General features: G+C 57.7%; 17 protein-coding genes. 2 read left to right on the plus strand and 15 right to left on the minus strand.

What is annotated here, in order from left to right; translation table 11 throughout:
• Positions 1-110: 110 nt before the first annotated feature.
• From L6439_RS20650 to L6439_RS20710, 13 genes are all read right to left on the minus strand, one after another.
• Complete coding sequence (locus tag L6439_RS20650; protein ID WP_213469153.1) at positions 111-1,094, minus strand: RluA family pseudouridine synthase; 984 nt, start codon at positions 1,092-1,094, stop codon at positions 111-113.
• On the minus strand, positions 1,081-1,671 hold the full coding sequence (locus tag L6439_RS20655) for a cob(I)yrinic acid a,c-diamide adenosyltransferase (protein WP_168181243.1): 591 nt from the start codon (positions 1,669-1,671) through the stop codon (positions 1,081-1,083). Before L6439_RS20655 ends, L6439_RS20650 begins: the two co-directional genes overlap by 14 nt.
• 83 nt (positions 1,672-1,754) lie before the next feature.
• Positions 1,755-2,330 carry a bifunctional adenosylcobinamide kinase/adenosylcobinamide-phosphate guanylyltransferase gene (locus tag L6439_RS20660; protein WP_168181242.1) on the minus strand — a complete coding sequence of 192 codons (576 nt, stop codon included), beginning with the start codon at positions 2,328-2,330 and terminating at the stop codon, positions 1,755-1,757.
• Positions 2,331-2,368: 38 nt separating this feature from the next.
• Positions 2,369-2,917: a hypothetical protein gene (locus L6439_RS20665; RefSeq protein WP_237096566.1), complete on the minus strand. Its 549-nt coding sequence runs from the start codon at positions 2,915-2,917 to the stop codon at positions 2,369-2,371.
• A 99-nt stretch (positions 2,918-3,016) separates the two neighbouring features.
• Positions 3,017-3,145, minus strand: coding sequence for an aspartyl-phosphate phosphatase Spo0E family protein (locus tag L6439_RS20670; RefSeq protein WP_006677464.1), 129 nt, complete (start codon positions 3,143-3,145; stop codon positions 3,017-3,019).
• Between the two features lie 281 nt (positions 3,146-3,426).
• Positions 3,427-4,635 carry an aminotransferase class I/II-fold pyridoxal phosphate-dependent enzyme gene (locus tag L6439_RS20675; protein WP_168181240.1) on the minus strand — a complete coding sequence of 403 codons (1,209 nt, stop codon included), beginning with the start codon at positions 4,633-4,635 and terminating at the stop codon, positions 3,427-3,429.
• A 13-nt stretch (positions 4,636-4,648) separates the two neighbouring features.
• Positions 4,649-5,149, minus strand: coding sequence for an Lrp/AsnC family transcriptional regulator (locus tag L6439_RS20680; RefSeq protein WP_168181239.1), 501 nt, complete (start codon positions 5,147-5,149; stop codon positions 4,649-4,651).
• A gap of 172 nt (positions 5,150-5,321) precedes the next feature.
• Positions 5,322-5,789: a spore coat protein gene (locus L6439_RS20685; RefSeq protein ID WP_213469154.1), complete on the minus strand. Its 468-nt coding sequence runs from the start codon at positions 5,787-5,789 to the stop codon at positions 5,322-5,324.
• Between the two features lie 25 nt (positions 5,790-5,814).
• Positions 5,815-6,081, minus strand: coding sequence for a hypothetical protein (locus L6439_RS20690; protein WP_168181237.1), 267 nt, complete (start codon positions 6,079-6,081; stop codon positions 5,815-5,817).
• A 189-nt stretch (positions 6,082-6,270) separates the two neighbouring features.
• On the minus strand, positions 6,271-7,473 hold the full coding sequence (locus L6439_RS20695) for an MFS transporter (RefSeq protein WP_168181236.1): 1,203 nt from the start codon (positions 7,471-7,473) through the stop codon (positions 6,271-6,273).
• Positions 7,474-7,552: 79 nt separating this feature from the next.
• A complete protein-coding gene (locus L6439_RS20700; RefSeq protein ID WP_213469155.1) occupies positions 7,553-8,089 on the minus strand; it encodes a hypothetical protein in 537 nt (178 codons plus the stop codon).
• Between the two features lie 151 nt (positions 8,090-8,240).
• The gene (locus L6439_RS20705; protein WP_168181234.1) at positions 8,241-8,660 is read right to left on the minus strand and encodes a DUF350 domain-containing protein; all 420 of its coding nucleotides are present in this window, start codon (positions 8,658-8,660) and stop codon (positions 8,241-8,243) included.
• Positions 8,661-8,688: 28 nt separating this feature from the next.
• Positions 8,689-11,046, minus strand: a complete 2,358-nt coding sequence (locus L6439_RS20710) for an endonuclease MutS2 (RefSeq protein ID WP_213469156.1) — start codon at positions 11,044-11,046, stop codon at positions 8,689-8,691.
• Between the two features lie 150 nt (positions 11,047-11,196).
• Between L6439_RS20710 and L6439_RS20715 the strand changes: the two genes are divergently transcribed.
• Together L6439_RS20715 and L6439_RS20720 are read left to right on the plus strand one after the other, a co-directional pair.
• Positions 11,197-11,550: a phage holin family protein gene (locus L6439_RS20715; protein ID WP_087445079.1), complete on the plus strand. Its 354-nt coding sequence runs from the start codon at positions 11,197-11,199 to the stop codon at positions 11,548-11,550.
• A gap of 138 nt (positions 11,551-11,688) precedes the next feature.
• Positions 11,689-12,054, plus strand: a complete 366-nt coding sequence (locus L6439_RS20720; protein WP_237096567.1) for a cupredoxin domain-containing protein — start codon at positions 11,689-11,691, stop codon at positions 12,052-12,054.
• 110 nt (positions 12,055-12,164) lie between these two features.
• Here the strand turns inward: L6439_RS20720 and L6439_RS20725 are convergent, their stop codons facing one another.
• Entirely contained in the window at positions 12,165-12,776 is a 612-nt protein-coding gene (locus L6439_RS20725; RefSeq protein WP_213469157.1) for a CvpA family protein, read from the minus strand.
• A gap of 53 nt (positions 12,777-12,829) precedes the next feature.
• On the minus strand, positions 12,830-15,610 hold the full coding sequence (zapA, locus tag L6439_RS20730) for a cell division protein ZapA (RefSeq protein WP_213469159.1): 2,781 nt from the start codon (positions 15,608-15,610) through the stop codon (positions 12,830-12,832).
• Between the last annotated feature and the right edge of the window lie 509 nt (positions 15,611-16,119).

A 16,119-nucleotide genomic window follows, 5' to 3' on the forward strand; every position in this document is an offset into this window, starting at 1 on the left:
GTTCAGGTCGGTGCAGACCCGTTATTGGCGTTTCTCACTTATATCCTGGCCGTCCTCCTTGCCAGTACCAGCGCCCGAATCCAGCGCTAACCGGCCCACAGCCCCTCATTTCAATGCTGCCGCCCATGCCGCAAGCGTTCCCGCAGCGCCAACAGATCATCCGGCAGCGGAGCCTTGAAATGCATCGCCTCCCCTGTCATCGGGTGCTTGAACCGCAGCTCGGCGGCATGCAGCGCATGCCGGTTCAACGTCTCCAGCGCTCCGGCAAGCCATGGCGATTCCGGCTGCCCGCCGCCGTAGAACTTGTCCCCCAGCAGCGGGCAGCCGATATGCTTCATATGAACGCGAATCTGATGCGTTCGCCCGGTCTCCAAGCGGCAGGATACGAGGGATGCTTCCTCTCCGTACGTCTCCAGCGTCCGGTAATGGGTAATCGAATCATAGCCATCCTCTGTCACGACACGCAAATGAGGCTCCGTCTTGTCCCGGTCGATCGGAGCCCGGATGGTCCCCTCCAGCGGCGAAGGGACGCCATAGACGAACGCCTCATATCCTTTCCAGATGTCATCCGTCTGCATCTGATCCGCGAGCTGATGATGGGCATGGCCATGCTTCGCGACGATAAGCAGGCCGGAGGTCTCCTGATCGAGCCGGTTCGCCGGCCGGAAGCGGGTCAGTTCCCCCTTGGCGCGCCAGTAATGAATTACCCCGTTCGCCAGCGTGCCCCCCGGATAGCCTCTCGTCGGATGGACGACGATCCCCGCCGGCTTGTTCAGTACCAGAACATCGTCGTCCTCGTATACGATGTCAATCGGAATCGGCTCCGGCGGGATCGATTCGACCGCCTCCTCCTCGATCCGCACATGAACGACATCCCCCGCATGGAGGCGCTCTCTCACGCTAAGCGGCCTGCCGCTTCGCTCCGTCAGCCCGTTCACCGTAATGGCCGCTTCCGTCGTCTTCAGCCGGGTCAACAGCCGCCGCGACAGATTCAGCCGCGAGCGCAGCACGGCCCGCAGCTGAATCCCTTCGTCGGCTTCCGGCACGACATATTCAAGCTCCGCGGCCAGCTTCCGTCCGCTAGGCCCCGTCATGACGCGATTTGCGGCGGAAAACCTCCGCGCTCCGCACATATTCTTCATCCGGAACCGAAGCAATCGCATTGGCCCGGCGGGCGGCGACGAAGAAGTAATCCGAGAGCCGGTTCACATATTTCATCACCTGCTGGTGCACGGTTTCTTCCCGGGCCAAGGTCACGAGGCGCCGCTCGGCACGGCGGCACACCGTCCGGCACACGTGAAGCGCCGAGGCCGCCTCGCTGCCACCCGGCAAAATAAACTTGCGGATCGCTTCCGTGTGCGCATTATGATCGTCGATCCAGCCTTCCAGACGTTCCACCTGCTCCGCATGCACCTTATAGACCACCTCGCCCTGCTTCTTCTCCGCATAGGCGACATCCGATCCGCAATCGAATACCTCGTGCTGGATCTCGATCAATTGCTGGCGGATCTCCTCATAAGCATCTCCCTGGCAGCATGCCGCCGCCCAGCCGATGAACGAATTCAATTCATCGAGCTCGCCGTAGGCCTCCACCCGCAAATGATCCTTGGATACCCGGCCTCCGATAAGCGATGTCGTTCCTTCGTCCCCTGTCCGCGTATAGATTCTCATCTGTCTTCCTCCTTGTGTTGCGTGCTGACGCCGCACGGGCGCAGCATCTAGTCCGTATCCCGTTACGGCCGGACGGGAGGGCATCAGCCTCTGAACCTCATGGCCGATACCTCCCTCGGCATCCCTGCCTCCAGCCGGAACCATTGATGACTCCGGCGCGCAATCTCCCGATTAAGAGCCGCGTGCTCGATAATATAGCTCCGTTCCTTCGGATCCGTGAACGGCGTGTAAGCCGGCGGATCGTTCGTAATGAGGAACAGCTTCCCCTGAAAAGCGAGCAAAGCGTCCTCCAGCCGCTTGCGGGCGGCCGCAATCTCCTCTATATATATGGCGTCATATTCTGCATGTTCGACATCCGGACGCTTCTTCCACAGCTGCGCATGGACACCTTCAAGATAGGCGGTCGCGCTGTCCACGACCACGACCCTCCGTTCCGAGCGGAACGGATTGGACTCTTCGTTAATCCGATGCAGAAGTCCCGGCAGCTCTTCCCCCGCCGGCAGATGCTGCCACCGGCAGCGGGAAGCATCGGGCATGCCATCGGGAAGGCTTGTATGTAAGGTCGACAGGTACAGCCCTTCACGGCCGAATCCAGCCGCATAGGACAACGCGAACGATGTCTTCCCGCTGCCATGGCCCCCGGAAATCCCGATAATCACACTGACTCCCTCCATCCGTCCGCATCATCTGCCGGCCTTCATCTCGTCTCCTCCATCAGCTTCAAAATCTGTATGGACCGCTCTACATCCGGCGTGCGTACCGGAATCGCGACGAACAAGCCCTTCTCTGTGATCCCGAGCTTGTTGAGAAGCGGCAGCTTCTCAGCGGGAAGCGCATATAAATGCTTCTCCTGATGCTCGATATAGCCCTTTTGAGCTTTTTCCAGCACCATGCCGTCAAAATAGCCTTCTTCATATTTGTCCTTGTCGAAATAGTCATCCAACGGGATATGGCCGCCCTGCTTGCTCATCGACTTGACGTCTTCCTCGGGCACGACATGCACGCCGTTATCGCCCGCCGCATATTCGACAAATAATTTCTGCAAATTGTACATCGGCGACGCGAACACGTCTACTGTAAACCGGCCCTCCAATTTCTGACTCAATTCCGTCTTCAGCGCCTCGGTCAATTCGGATGGCACCGTTGTCGTCGACATCATGAATACGGATATGTCCGCTTTGGGCCCGCAGCCTCCCAGCACGAGCGCCAGTGCGAGCACCATCCCCATCCATCCCCATTTCCGCACGATGTGTTCCCCTTTCTCCAGCATGTCTGTCCGTCTACCCCCAACTATATCACAAACGGCATAAGCAAAAAAAGAAGACCCCTCAGGGTCTTCGGTATGTTAAGATCGCTTGCCGAGCGATTTCATGTACTCGTTAATCTTCAAGTCCAGCATGCTGCTGATTTCAATCATGCTCTCAGCCGTGAAAGACTGCTCTTCTTGAAACATCTGCTCCATTTGCTTGCGCAAAATCCTTATCTCCTGTTCCAGAGCAAGCATCTTGGACGAAACGTTTCTTGTTTTGCCCGACCATTTGGGATGAGATCCATCTTCTCTCAGTAAACTACGTGAATAAGTCGTCAAGGTGTAGTTCGAACAAAACAAGCCCTTTCCTCCTTTCGCAGCTGGATCCTCGAAGCCCCACCATCGCCCATCTGTGCCATTTGATGGGATTGTCACGCGAGACATGTTATATTATACCAGATGAAGGAAAAGAAAACTAGTTCATTTTAGTTCTATTTGAATTTTTTTCACATTTCATGCTTAATCTTGTCGAGGAAACGCCCCATTCGATCCAGCGCTTCATTCAATTGCGAGACCGAGGTCGCGTAGGAGCAGCGGATGAAGCCTTCGCCGCCCAAGCCGAATACGTCTCCCGGCACCGCCGCCACCTTCGCCTCGAACAGGAGCCGATGAGCGAATTCCTCGGAAGTAAGCCCTGTCGATTGAATCGAAGGGAAGGCATAAAAGGCGCCCTGCGGCTCATGGCAGTCAAGCCCGATGTCGCGCAGCCCCTTGACGATAAGGCGCCGCCGCTGGTTGTACGACTCGACCATGCGATCCTTCTCTTCATGCCCGTGCTTCAATGCCTCCAGCGCGGCGATCTGGCCCATAATCGGGGCGCACATGACCGTATACTGATGGATTTTGAGCATAGCCGAAATGAGCTCCTTATGGCCGCAGGCATAGCCCATCCGCCAGCCGGTCATCGCGAAGGCCTTCGAAAACCCGCTGACCAGAATCGTGCGATCCTTCATCCCCGGCACGGACGAGAAGCTGACATGCTTCTGATCGTAGGTCAGTTCGGCGTAGATCTCGTCGGAAATGACGATGAGATCGTTCTCCTCCACGATTTTCGCGATCGGAAGCCAGTCCTCATAGGTCATAATGCCGCCTGTCGGGTTGCTCGGATAACAGAGGATGAGCACTTTCGACTTCGGCGTAATTTTCGCCAGGAGCCCTTCGGCGGTCAGCTTGAAGTTGTCCTTCGCGAACGTCTCGATGCCGACCGGTACCCCGCCGCCGATCGAGACAATCGGCGAATACGAGATATAGCTTGGCTCAGGAATGAGAATCTCGTCGCCCGGAGACACGAGCGTCCGCAACGCCAGATCGATGGCTTCCGAACCGCCGACCGTTACAATGATTTCATCGGCAGGATCATACGCAACTTTGAATGATTCATCCAAATATTTCGCAATCTCCTCCCGCAGCTCCGGCATCCCCGCGTTGGACGTATATTTGGTGCGTCCCCGCTCCAAAGAATAAACACAGGCTTCGCGCACATGCCAAGGCGTGCAGAAATCCGGCTCTCCGACCCCAAGGGTGATAATATCCTTGCTGGATACCGCCATATCGAAGAACCGGCGAATGCCGGAAGGCGGAATATCCCGGACCAGCGGATTAATGTATTGATGCATGGAACGGTTCGTCCCCTGCTTCTCCTCTTCCTTAATCATGCTCTGTCACCTCTCACGGGGTTACGACGAGACGTTGATCGTCCTCGCGCTCTTCATAGATGATGCCGTCTTGCTTGTATTTTTTGAGGATGAAATGCGTCTTGGTCGACAGAACCGCTTCAATCGGCGACAGCTTATCCGAGACGAACGACGCGACCTCGCGCAAGCTTTTGCCTTGAACCTCGACCTGCAGATCATAAGAACCCGACATCAGGTAGACCGCCTTCACCTGCGGGAACAGATAGATCCGTTCGGCGATCCCTTCAAATCCGCGGCCGCGCTCCGGCGTAATCTGGACTTCAATCAGGGCCGTGACCATCTCGTCATCGACCTTGCTCCAGTTCACGACCGTCGAATATTTGACAATCACATGCTTTCGCTCCATTTCAGCAATCGCCGATTGAACCTCTTCCACCTGAACCCCCAGCATCGTGGCGATTAGGTCCGGGGAACGGCGGGCGTCCTCTTTCAACAATTTGAGTATTTCAATATCAAGCGAGCTTAAATCTGTCATTCCCATTGCCTCCCTCGACGTGCCTGCAAATCAGCCGGTATATTATTGATATTTCAATATGATACACCTTTTTGCCGATCCACACCAGCACAAACATATGTCAGGCGCGGTTGCCGGAACAAGCAACAGCCGCCTTTCCATAGAATCGGAAAAACGGCTGTCTGACGGCGCGTTAAGAGAGATAATCGGAGGAGCGGCTGGTGGACGACTGCGTCTGGTACGAGACTTGATGCTGCGGCTGCGGATGGTATGGAGCCTGCTGCGCTGGCTGCGGCTGCTGCTGATATCCGCCCTGTCCATAGTAGCTTGCGCCGTAGCCCTGCTGCGCTTGCAGCTTCTGCTGGACGAACTGGTTCGCCTTCTGCATCGTCTGCTCCTGGTCGCGCAGCCGCTTGTTGACTTCATCCCGCAGGGCCGGGGAGGCGACGGAATACATATTTTGCTGCTGCATCAGGTTGAACAGCTGGCCTTGCATCTGCAGCGTGCTGTTCGTCAGATCGGTGAACATCTGGCGAACGGAAGGACAAGCCGCCTCCGTTACGCCTGTCGCATATTCTCTTGACGTCCGCTTCAAGTCATTCAGAATCGTATGTAACAAATCTTTCTCGGGCAAAAACCCGCTCATCGAAGTGCCATTCATGGTCATAACCTCCTGTCGGTCGTCGTTATTGGGACTGGGACTGCTGTTGGGCGTGGGACGGAGCGATCTGGGCATGCTGCTGCAGCGATTGCACCAGCAAGTTCAAATGCTGCTGATGCGCCGACGCCATCTGGCTCAGCGTCTGCTGGATGGCGGGATTATTCGTGCTCGCCGCCGTGGCCGCGCATTGCTTGATCAGCAATTCTTCATTGGAAATGGAATCTACGATATATTCCAGTTCTTTCGCTGATAGCGGCTTCATCGAAAGATGGCTTTGTTGTCCGTATGGCATAGTTATGTTCCTGCTCCTTTCAACCGGGAAAGTGTTGGTAATCATGTGTAGTATGAGTCGCCGCCAAGGAAAATATGTAAAGGAATTTTGCAGATCATGGCCTGACGGGAGGGGCGCTGGAGAAGCGGAAGGAGCCGGAGAGGGCCCCTTCCCGCAGCCGAGAGGGAACGGAAGGAAGGAACGGGCACGCTACGGCTTCGCTCCCTGCTTGACAAGCCGCTGCATGAACAAAGCGCTGAGAATGGGCACGCTCCCGGTCACCGCCAGGAAGCTCACGATAGCCGGCTGCCCTGAGCGCCAGCTGACGAGCGCAATAAAAGCCGCGATGCCCAGCAGCCTTCCGGCCAACAGACCGAATTCGCGGACGACGGTCAACTCCACCCGCTGCTTGACCGACTCTTCGTCCCGGCCCATGATGTCGAAAGTGGAGGAGGTCATCGGCACGATAAACAACGGGGAGAATAGAGAAGTGATAACGCCGAAGAGGATAAGCATGGCATAGTTCACTTGGATAAACAAAGGGACAATGGCCGCCGCCATCGCCACGCTCCCCGCGATCATGCCCGGGGCCCGATAGGAAGCGCGGTACAGCCGACCGGCAAGATAGAAGCTGACCAGCGCGACAGCCGAAGTGATGAGCGTGTAGTTCCCCAGCTTCAGCTCGTTGGTGGTCGTGATATAGACGACGAGCCCGACCAGGAAGTAGAATACGCCTTCGCGAACCCCTTGGGCGGCCAGCGCCGGCAGCGCGGCGCGCCACGGGCTGCGCTTCGGCTTCCAAGCCGTAAACGGCAGCGACCAGCGGTATGCTCCTTCCGGCGGCCGCTTGTGCAGCCAAAAGCTGAATATGCCTGCGGTGACAAACACGATTAGCGACGCCGTGAAAATTACCGTGTACCCCCGCTCCCCTCCGAGCCCGGAGATGAGCAGTCCGGATACCCATGGGGCAATCATGGCGCAGCAGGAACCGATAAAGCCCGTCCAGCCATTGTACAAATCGCGGTTGTTCGCCTCCGTAATCTCAAAATAAATGACATTGTAAGCCAGCCAGAAGCCTCCGTTGGCGGCGCCGAGCACCAAGCCGAGCGGAAGCATATACTGAGCCGCAGCCTTATCGAGCCAGAGAACCGAGGCGTAAAACAAGGCGGACAAGCCGATGCCCAGCCGAAGGCAATTCATTTTATTGCCTTCCTTCACCCATTTTCCGGCAACATAGAACATGATCGTCATAGCCGCCTGCTGGGTAAAAGTAAACCAGCCGATAAAGGCGAAATCCGATTTCATTTTCCATAAAAAAACATTGACGAACGTCCCGGACAGGGCGTTCGCCAACGAAAATAGACCGAATACGACCAAGAGCAGCAAAGACTGGCCGTCAAGACGCGCTTTCACGAAGGTGAACCCTCCCCGCTTTCAGAGCTGGTAGCCATGTGGTTACAGCTTTTAACTTGCCCCAAAGCAGGCGTCTTATTTATTTAACTTTCGCATTTCTCACATTTTCCATCATCGCTTCGCGATAAGGCGCAGCCAATAATTTGGACACCTGGAAGCAGGATGTGCATACATAGACATTCACGTCGAATGGCGGCTCAAGCAATGGCGCAGCCAGCACTTCCGGCTTGGCTGGCTTGAAGCCCGTTCCCGACACCGTCTCCTTACCGGCCAGCAGCATATATTCGCGGCAGTGCGGGCATTCCGGAACTTCCTCCTGGCTGTGGAGAATCTGGTCGACGCCTTCCTGATAACGAAGCGTAGCCGCGTCGCTGTACAGCACGCCGCCATCGTCCCAACCGAAGTTGGACCAGCCCTTCTCTTCCGGCTCCTCCTCTTCCTCCCGCTCTCCGGCGGAGGACCCTTCGTCTTCTTCCTTTTCCAGCTCGATATTAAGCGTGCGGTAATTGTTCAGCTCATTATGGCAATGCGGACATTCGTCCTCCGGGCCCAATTCCTCGTCCCAGACAATCTCCGTATCGCACCAGGGACATATTGTTTTGCCGGTCTCGCTCATCGGCATACACTCCTTTTCACCCTATATTTCTCCAATAAATAATCCCGATAATAAAAAAGATCGCGGCCAGCGCAAACAGCGCGCCCCATAAATACTTCATTCCGTATCCCTCCCAGACGTCATGGAGATCAACCCGCGGCGTGAGGCGGCATCACTTGATGCTCGCCCCGATGATATAGGACAGCGAAATGGAAATAATCATCGCCAACAGTCCGACGGCCCGGTTATCCTTTTCGATCTCTTCATCCAGCCGGAAATAAGGCATCAAGAAGCCGAATAAAAAGTAGGCGGCGAGCAACAGCACGTATCCGAGCGCAGCCCACAGCAGGGACGCGTACAAGGAATCCCTGGCCACGATTCCGAAGCGGAAAATATTGCATATCCCGAATATTTTACCGGACGTGGCCATCGCAACGCTGAGGTTTCCCTTCCGGATCTCCTCCCAGCACTTGTATCCCGTCACCAGCTCGAAAATGGACAATAGCAGAACTAAAGCCAGCACGACTACGGAAAAATAAGCAATCATGGATACGTAAGGATTGCTCAGCCATTGTTCAATCATCACTTCCACGGTGCTCCCCCTTTGGTCCCAAGATATTTTACTTCAACTCAGCCACGGTCACTCCCGTTCCGCCCTCTCCGAAGCTGCCGAGACGGAAGCTCTTGACGTGCTTGTGCTTGCGTAAAAATTCCTGAATTCCGGAACGGAGGATGCCGGTTCCTTTGCCGTGAATAATATAGACCTGCCCCAGATTCCCGAGCAGCGCTTCATCGAGGAAGCGGTCGGCCTCCATCAAGGCTTCCTCCAGGTTGGCCCCTCGCAGATCGAGCTCCGAACGGACCGTGTCTCCCCGGGTCCGCTTCACATTCGCGCCTGACTGCACGGGCTTTGCGGCGGATTTCGCCGAAGAGAGCAGCTCCAGATCGTCGAGCGGCACCTTCATCTTCATGATGCCGAGCTGAACGACCGCTTCTTCGCCGGCGAGCTCGACGACGCTGCCCTTCTGATTCAAGCTGTACACCCTGACGTCGTCTCCCGCTTCAATCCGGCGGACCGGCTTCGCGTCCCGCTTCGGCTTGGCGGCCAGCTTGGCTTCGGGCGCGGCCTCATCCAGCCGTTTCCGCGCTTCGGTCAGCATATGCTCCTTGACCTGAACGCCTTCCATCGCCAGCTGCCGCAGCTCGGCAATGATCTCCTGGGCTTCGCGGCGGGCCTTGTCCACGATGGCGCGGGCCTTCTCTTCCGCTTGCTCCTGCCGCTTCTCCCGCTCCGCCTCCTGCTTCTCCAGCTCGCGGGCCAGCTTCTGCCGCATCGCTTCCAGCTCCATGCGCAGCTTCGAGGCCGTTTCCCGTTCCGCCTCGGCCTTCAGCCGGTTGTCCTCCAGCGACGCGATCATCGTCTCAACGCGCATATCCTCTTCCGTCACTTCGCCGCGCGCATGATCGATAATCGGCTTCGGGAGCCCGAGCCGCTCCGCTATCGCGAATGCATTGCTTCGGCCCGGAACCCCGACCAGCAACCGGTAAGTCGGTCGCAGCGTCTGGACATCGAATTCCATGCTGGCGTTGATGACGCCTTTGCGCTCATAAGCATAGGCCTTCAGTTCGCTGTAGTGCGTCGTAGCCACCATTCGGCAGCCCAGCCGATGAATATGCTCCAGAATGGCAATCGCCAAGGCAGATCCTTCGGCCGGGTCCGTACCGGCCCCGACCTCGTCCAACAAGACAAGGCTCTTTGGCGTCATTTGCTCCAAAATGCGAATAATATTGGTCAAATGGCTGGAGAACGTACTCAAGCTCTGCTCAATGCTCTGTTCATCGCCAATATCGGCATAGATCGCATCGAAGACGCACATCTGGCTGCCATCCTCCGAAGGAATGAACAGGCCTGACATCGCCATCAGATTCAGCAGCCCGATGGTCTTCAAGGTAACCGTCTTCCCGCCGGTGTTCGGGCCCGTAACCAGTATCGACGTATACGTATTGCCCAATTCCACATCGATCGGCACGACCTGATCGGCCGGAATCAACGGATGGCGGGCCTTCCGCAGCTTCAGGAAGCCGCGGTCGTTCATTCGCGGCAGGGAAGCCCTCATTTCCCGCGCAAGGCGGGCCTTCGCGAACATGAAGTCCAGCGTCTCCACGGCCCCGGTATCATACTCCAGCACATCGGCCAGCAGGCCGACCTGCTCGGTCAGACGGGACAAAATGCGTTCGATCTCCCGTTCCTCCCGGAGCTTGGTCTCCCGGAGCTTATTGTTCATCGCCACGATCGCCTCCGGCTCAATGAACAGCGTCGCGCCGGAACCGGATTGATCATGGACGATGCCGCCGTAATGGCTCCGGTATTCCTGCTTGACCGGAATCACGTACCGGTCGTTGCGGATCGTAATCAGCTGCTCCTGCAGCATTTTGGCCGCGTTCGAGGAGCGAATCATCGCCTCGAGCTTCTCCCGGATGCGCGTCTCGCCGATCCGGAGCTCCCGCCGAATGGCCGCCAGCTCGAAGCTGGCCTGATCGAGAATCTCGCCCTGCTCGTCGATGCATTGGCGGATCTCCTCCTCCAGCTGCTTCTGATCGCTAATCGTCTCGGCCAAATCATGCAACAGAGGAATCGCCTCTTCCTCATGCACGGCGGCAATATGGCGCTTGGTCCGGCGCGCCGCGAAGAGCAGGGCCGAAATATCCCACAGCTCGGCGGAACTGAGCATCGCTTGAATCCGCGCCCGCTTCAACGCTCCCCGAATATCCTTGACTCCCGCCAACGGCGGCCCGCCCTTGAGGCGCTCGACCGTCATCGCTTCGTCGGTAGCCTGGAGACGCCGCTTGACTTCCTCGAAGTCCGAGCTTGGCCTCAGCTTCAGCGAGGCCTGCTCTCCCAGCCCCGTAGCCGCATGCTTGGCGAGGGAGGCCAGTATTTTATGGTAATCCATCGTACTCAATATTTTTGAATCCACAACCAGTTCGACTCCTCTCGGTGTCCATTATAACGAAACTCATTTTTGATAGCTATGATGTCTGAACCTGCCACTAATGTTTATCGAGGAAAAGGTTACACTAATTGTTGCACAGCCTACACCCTTTCAAACGAGTAAGGAGGAAAGTCCATGAATTTTCTCGGCCATGTCGTTCGATTTATCGTCGCGGCAATTGTATTGATGGTCACGGGCTGGATTGTGCCGGCGTTTTCCGTAGGCGGCTTCTGGAGTGCCCTGATCCTGGCCTTGGTGATCGCATTGTTCGGCTGGATTGTCGAAGGTATCTTCGGCAAAAAAGTCACGCCGTTCGGACGCGGAATTGTCGGCTTTCTGGCCAGCGCCTTGGTCATATATGTAGCCCAATTTTTCGTCGGCGGCGTATCGGTCAGCATTCTGGGCGCCATTCTGGCCGCGCTGGTTATCGGGTTGATCGACCTGTTCATCCCGATAGCGACTCCGTTCGAAGCCGGTAAAGAATCGTAACCCGGACTGCAATCCTTTTCCAAGTCCATACTCTCCCCCTCGTCAGCCGGTCTGCAAGCATTGACGGAATTTGTTGTCTGAATAGGCTTGGCAATCCGCCAATGCATCCGCTACACTGGACTGATAAGGGGGATGAGCATGAGACGCAGGATGCGATGGACAATAGGAGCCGCCATTTTGCTTCACCTTGGGCTGACCGCATGCGGTGGACCGCAAGTGCCAGCGGCCGCGACCGAAAGCGCGGATGCCGAATTGGTCATCCAAGCGACCAATTACCAATTCGATCAGCCGGAATATCATATCAAGGCGGGCGAATCCGTTCGCGTCATTTTGGAAGCGAAGGGCAATCACGGCCTTGAAGTGAAGGAACTGGGCCTGAAGCTGGACCCGAACCAGACCGATCAAGTCATCAAGCCCGACAAGCCGGGTACTTATGAATTCTACTGCACTATCCTGTGCGGGCCGGGCCACAAGGACATGCGCGCGAAGCTGATCGTCGATTAAACGTACCGGCCGCGCCAGGCAGACAGAGGCCGCCGTCCTGCCCTTCGGGGAGACGGCGGCTTTTGCATGCGGCGCGCCCGGTTGGATAGAGACGGATGTACCGTCCCCTTTTACAGCCATCTGGCCCAGGTGACGGCCTGCGCCATCGCATCCGGCATCCATGCCCCGGTCCACTCCATCCACGCGGACGCTGCCGCCCAATCGCGAAGAGCGCCGGCCGGCCAAGCCCGGAGCATCACGTATAAAATGCACCAGAGAAAAGCGAATTGCACTAAGCCCAATAGGGCGCCGATCAGCCGATCCACGGCCCTCACCGGCTGTGCAGCGGTCAGCTTCTGAACCGCGAACCGGATCAGCCACAGCCCCGCCATCGCGAAGGCGAACAGCAGAATGAACGCGACTACCGCATGCACCGTGTCCATCAAAGCCGGGGAAAGGGAAGACGTCATCCCTCCCGTTCCGTCGCCGCTCCCCCCATCCGGAGAGAACAGCCGCCGGCGCACCCAGGGCACGAAATCTTCGTAATACCGCGAGGCGACAATGAACGAGACGATGCATCCAATGAGGGACAGAAGCTGGGATTTCATGCCCCGCCATGCTCCCCATGCCACCGATGCCGCCGCTGCCGCCGCCAGTGCATAATCCAGCCCGTTCCAGGCGGCGAAAGCATTCGCGATGTCGCCCCGCAGTTTATCCAAAATTTCCAAGAAGTCTATATCCATATTTGTTTCCTTTATTCGTATGGTTCAAAAAGGCCGCTTCTTGAACCACAGTGTTAATTAACGTCCTGCTCTATCAATTCCAGCCATTCATTGAACTCGCTCTGCAGCTTCTGGTATTCGTCCTTCAGTTGAAGATAGGCCTCCTCGGTCTCCTTGGCCTGCTGCCGCTCCATATCGCGCTCCACCTGCGACAGCCGGAATTGATGCGACAGCACCTCGAATTGCTCCTGAATCTGCTTCAGCTCCTCAAGCTGCTCCTGGCCGCTCTGCTCGGCCGCCTGCAAGCTGCGCAGCTCGGATTCCGCCTCTCTCAGCCTCCGCTGCAGTTCATCCCGTTCTTCATTCCAGGCCTTGAACGCCAAGGACCAATCTTGTTCCTGCTCTGCCCATTCGTCGGCCTGAGCTTGCCAAGCGGCTTCGATCCGCTTCCATTCCTGCTCCCGAGCCTGGAATTGCTCGAAATGCTCCTGCCACTGTTCCTCTCGCTGCTCCCACTTCTGCTCCAGCTCCTGCCAGTGCGCGTCGCGGGCTTGCAGCTTGGCCTGCCATTCCGCCTCCAGACGCCCGCATTCCGCTTCCCAGCGGGCAGTCTGCTCCCGCGCTTCCAACAAGTCGCGCTGGGCCGTCTCAACCGCTGCGGCAGCCTCCTGCTGCGCTTCTTGGACGGTCTCGACAGCCGCTTTCCAATCGATCGCCTTCGCTTCCAGCTGCCGGTTCTTCTCCTCCAGCTCCGCGATCAGCTCATCATAAGCCTGCTGCTCCTGCGCTTCCTTCGCGCGCCATGCGCTGCGCTCCGCTTCATGCTGCTCCCGCAACGCGGCAACAGCCTGCTCGGTCTGCGCACGCCACGCGTCCCGCTCGGCCGCGAGCCGTTCCTCCAGCTCCCGCTTGGAGGCCGCAAGCTCCGCTTCCCGCTCTTCGGCCGCCTGCTTCAGCAGGCCGCGCTCGCGATCTTCGGCCTGCTGCAGCATCTCCATCGCGTCGGAGAGCGATTGCTGCAGCTCGGCCGCATTCGCATGGGCCTCGTCGCGAACCCGCATCAGGCGCTCCATCTCCACCTGTCGGGCCCGATCAAGCTCCTCCGCCCGGCTCAGGCGGCCCTCCAGCTGCTGGATGCGCGCCGCCGCTTGCGCCAGCTTCGCATCCGCTTCCTCGCGCAGCGCTCTCTCCTCCGCCAGCGCCTTCGCGTGCTCCTCCGCTGTCTCGGCCGCTCTCGCTTCCGCCTCCTCGCGCAGCGTTCTCTCCTCGGCCAGCGCCTTCGCGTGCTCTTCCGCTGCCTCGGCCGCTCCTGCTTCCGCTTCCTCGCGCAGCGTTCTCTCCTCGGCCAGCGCCTTCGCGTGCTCTTCCTCCGCTTCGAGCTGAAGGCTTGTCATCGCATCCACATCTTCGGCATGGCGATTATGCACCTTTTCCAGCTCCTCCGCATGAGCCGCCTGGAGACGGTTCAGCTTGTCCTGCCATTCGCCGATGGTCTGCTCCAGCTCCTCTTGATGCGCTTCAAGCCATTGCCCGCGCTCGGCCTCTTGCGCCGCGTGCAAGCGATCGATTTCCGCCCGAAGCTTCTCCAGCTCGGCAGCCGCTTGTTCCTCCGCTTCGCGCTTCGCCTGCTCCACCAAGGCTGCGTGCTCCGCGGCCCAAGCCTCTCGCTCCGCCTTCAGTTTCGCCTCGGCTTGCTTCAGTTGGAGCGCATGCCCCGATTTGACGGCGGCCAACTGTTCCTGCTGCTGCTCCTTCAAGCGTTCCATCCGTTCCAGGAAGCCGCGCTCGAGCTGCTGCCGCTCGACTTCCGCCTCCTGACGGACTTTCTCTTGGGCAGCCTTATATTCCTCCGTCAGCTCGCTCAGGCGACGGTTCAACTCTTCTTCATGCCGCCGCGCCTGTTCGGCGAGCTGCTGCTTAGCCTGCTCTTCCCGCCGGCGCGCCCGTTTTTCCGCTTCCGCTGCCTGCGCCGCCAATTGGCCTTCCCAAGCGGCGGTCTGCTCGGCAAGCTGTTCCTCCCAGATCGTTGCGGTCTCTTCAGCCAACCGCTCTGCCGCCGCGATCTTTTCTTTCCATTCCGCTTCCTGGGCATTCAGCTTCTCGCTCCACGCTTGCTCGCCGGCTTCCAGCTTGGCCTGCCAGCTCTTCGCCTGAGCGGCCAGCTTCTCGCTCCAGCTCCGCTCCTGTTCGGACAGCTTCTGCTTCATCTGCTGTTCGTGCTTCGCGGCCGCTTGCTCCTTCTCCGCCACCGCCTGCTTCCACTTGCCTTCCAGCTCCTGCAGCTTGCGCTTCGCCTCTTGTTCTCGCGCCGCCGCGGACTGCATGCTGCGTTCCGCTTCCTTGAACTGCTGGCTCAGCTTCTGAAGCCGTTCATCAGCCAGCTTCTTCTGTTCCGACAGCTGCTGGTTCGACTCCTTCAGCTTGGCCGTCTCCGCGCGCAGACCGGCCGTCTGCTTCTCGGTGTTCTCCTTCTCCGCCGTCAACGACTGCTGAAGCTGCTTAATTTGGGCTCCCGTCTCCTTACGCAGCTCCTCCAGGGCCCGTTCCGATTGGGATTTCACCCGCTCCAGCTCCCGGGTCAGCTCCTGGCCGGCCTGTTCCTGCTCCTGCAGAGACTGACTCATCCGCGCATGGTCATCCTGAATTTTCTGCACTTCTTCCGCAATATGCACAGCCGCAAGGACGGCGATGCGCGTCGTATCCAATCTGGAATTGACGTCAGAGATGGTGCGCATGCGCTCGTCTACCATAGCGGCGATGTTTCTCATGTATTCCTTGCTCGTGGTTCCTACCAATTTATACTGCGTTCCATATATGTCAACCGTAACCCGATGCTTATTGTCCGGAGTGGTCATCCTTGCGTCCTCCTTGCCTTCATGTCGCCCTGGCCTTCCTGATGCTGCCAAGCGCTGACATTATCTATACTTGCTTCCCTATTAGGTTCGGCATGACAAGCATCATTTCCTTCTCCGATTCTAGAGGTTGTTCAAAAAGTCCGCTTTTGATCACGCAGCAGCTCGCGCAAGAAATTCGGCATCAAACTCGCACTCATTCTCGATAAGCGTATGCTTTCACAGTATGTTTCCTGGGGAAACATTTTATCTGCTCCTGCAGTCTCCCCTGCACTGCGCTGCTATTTGCAAGTTTTGGAAGCAAAACCCGCTTCGGCAGCAATCCCTTCGAATTCGAGCAATCTTCCCTGTGCTGTAAACCGGATTTTTGAACACGCACTTCAACAGAAATGTCTTGTTTTTCCTTACGAAAAAAGCGCCTCAAAGCAGACGCAAACGGTTCGGCCTCTCCGCGAGAGGAAAGCGTTGCTGCGAGAGGAGGACAGAAAAGCGGACTGCCCGCTCCCCCATGA

It is taken from the genome of Paenibacillus dendritiformis (assembly GCF_021654795.1).
GTDB lineage: Bacteria > Bacillota > Bacilli > Paenibacillales > Paenibacillaceae > Paenibacillus_B.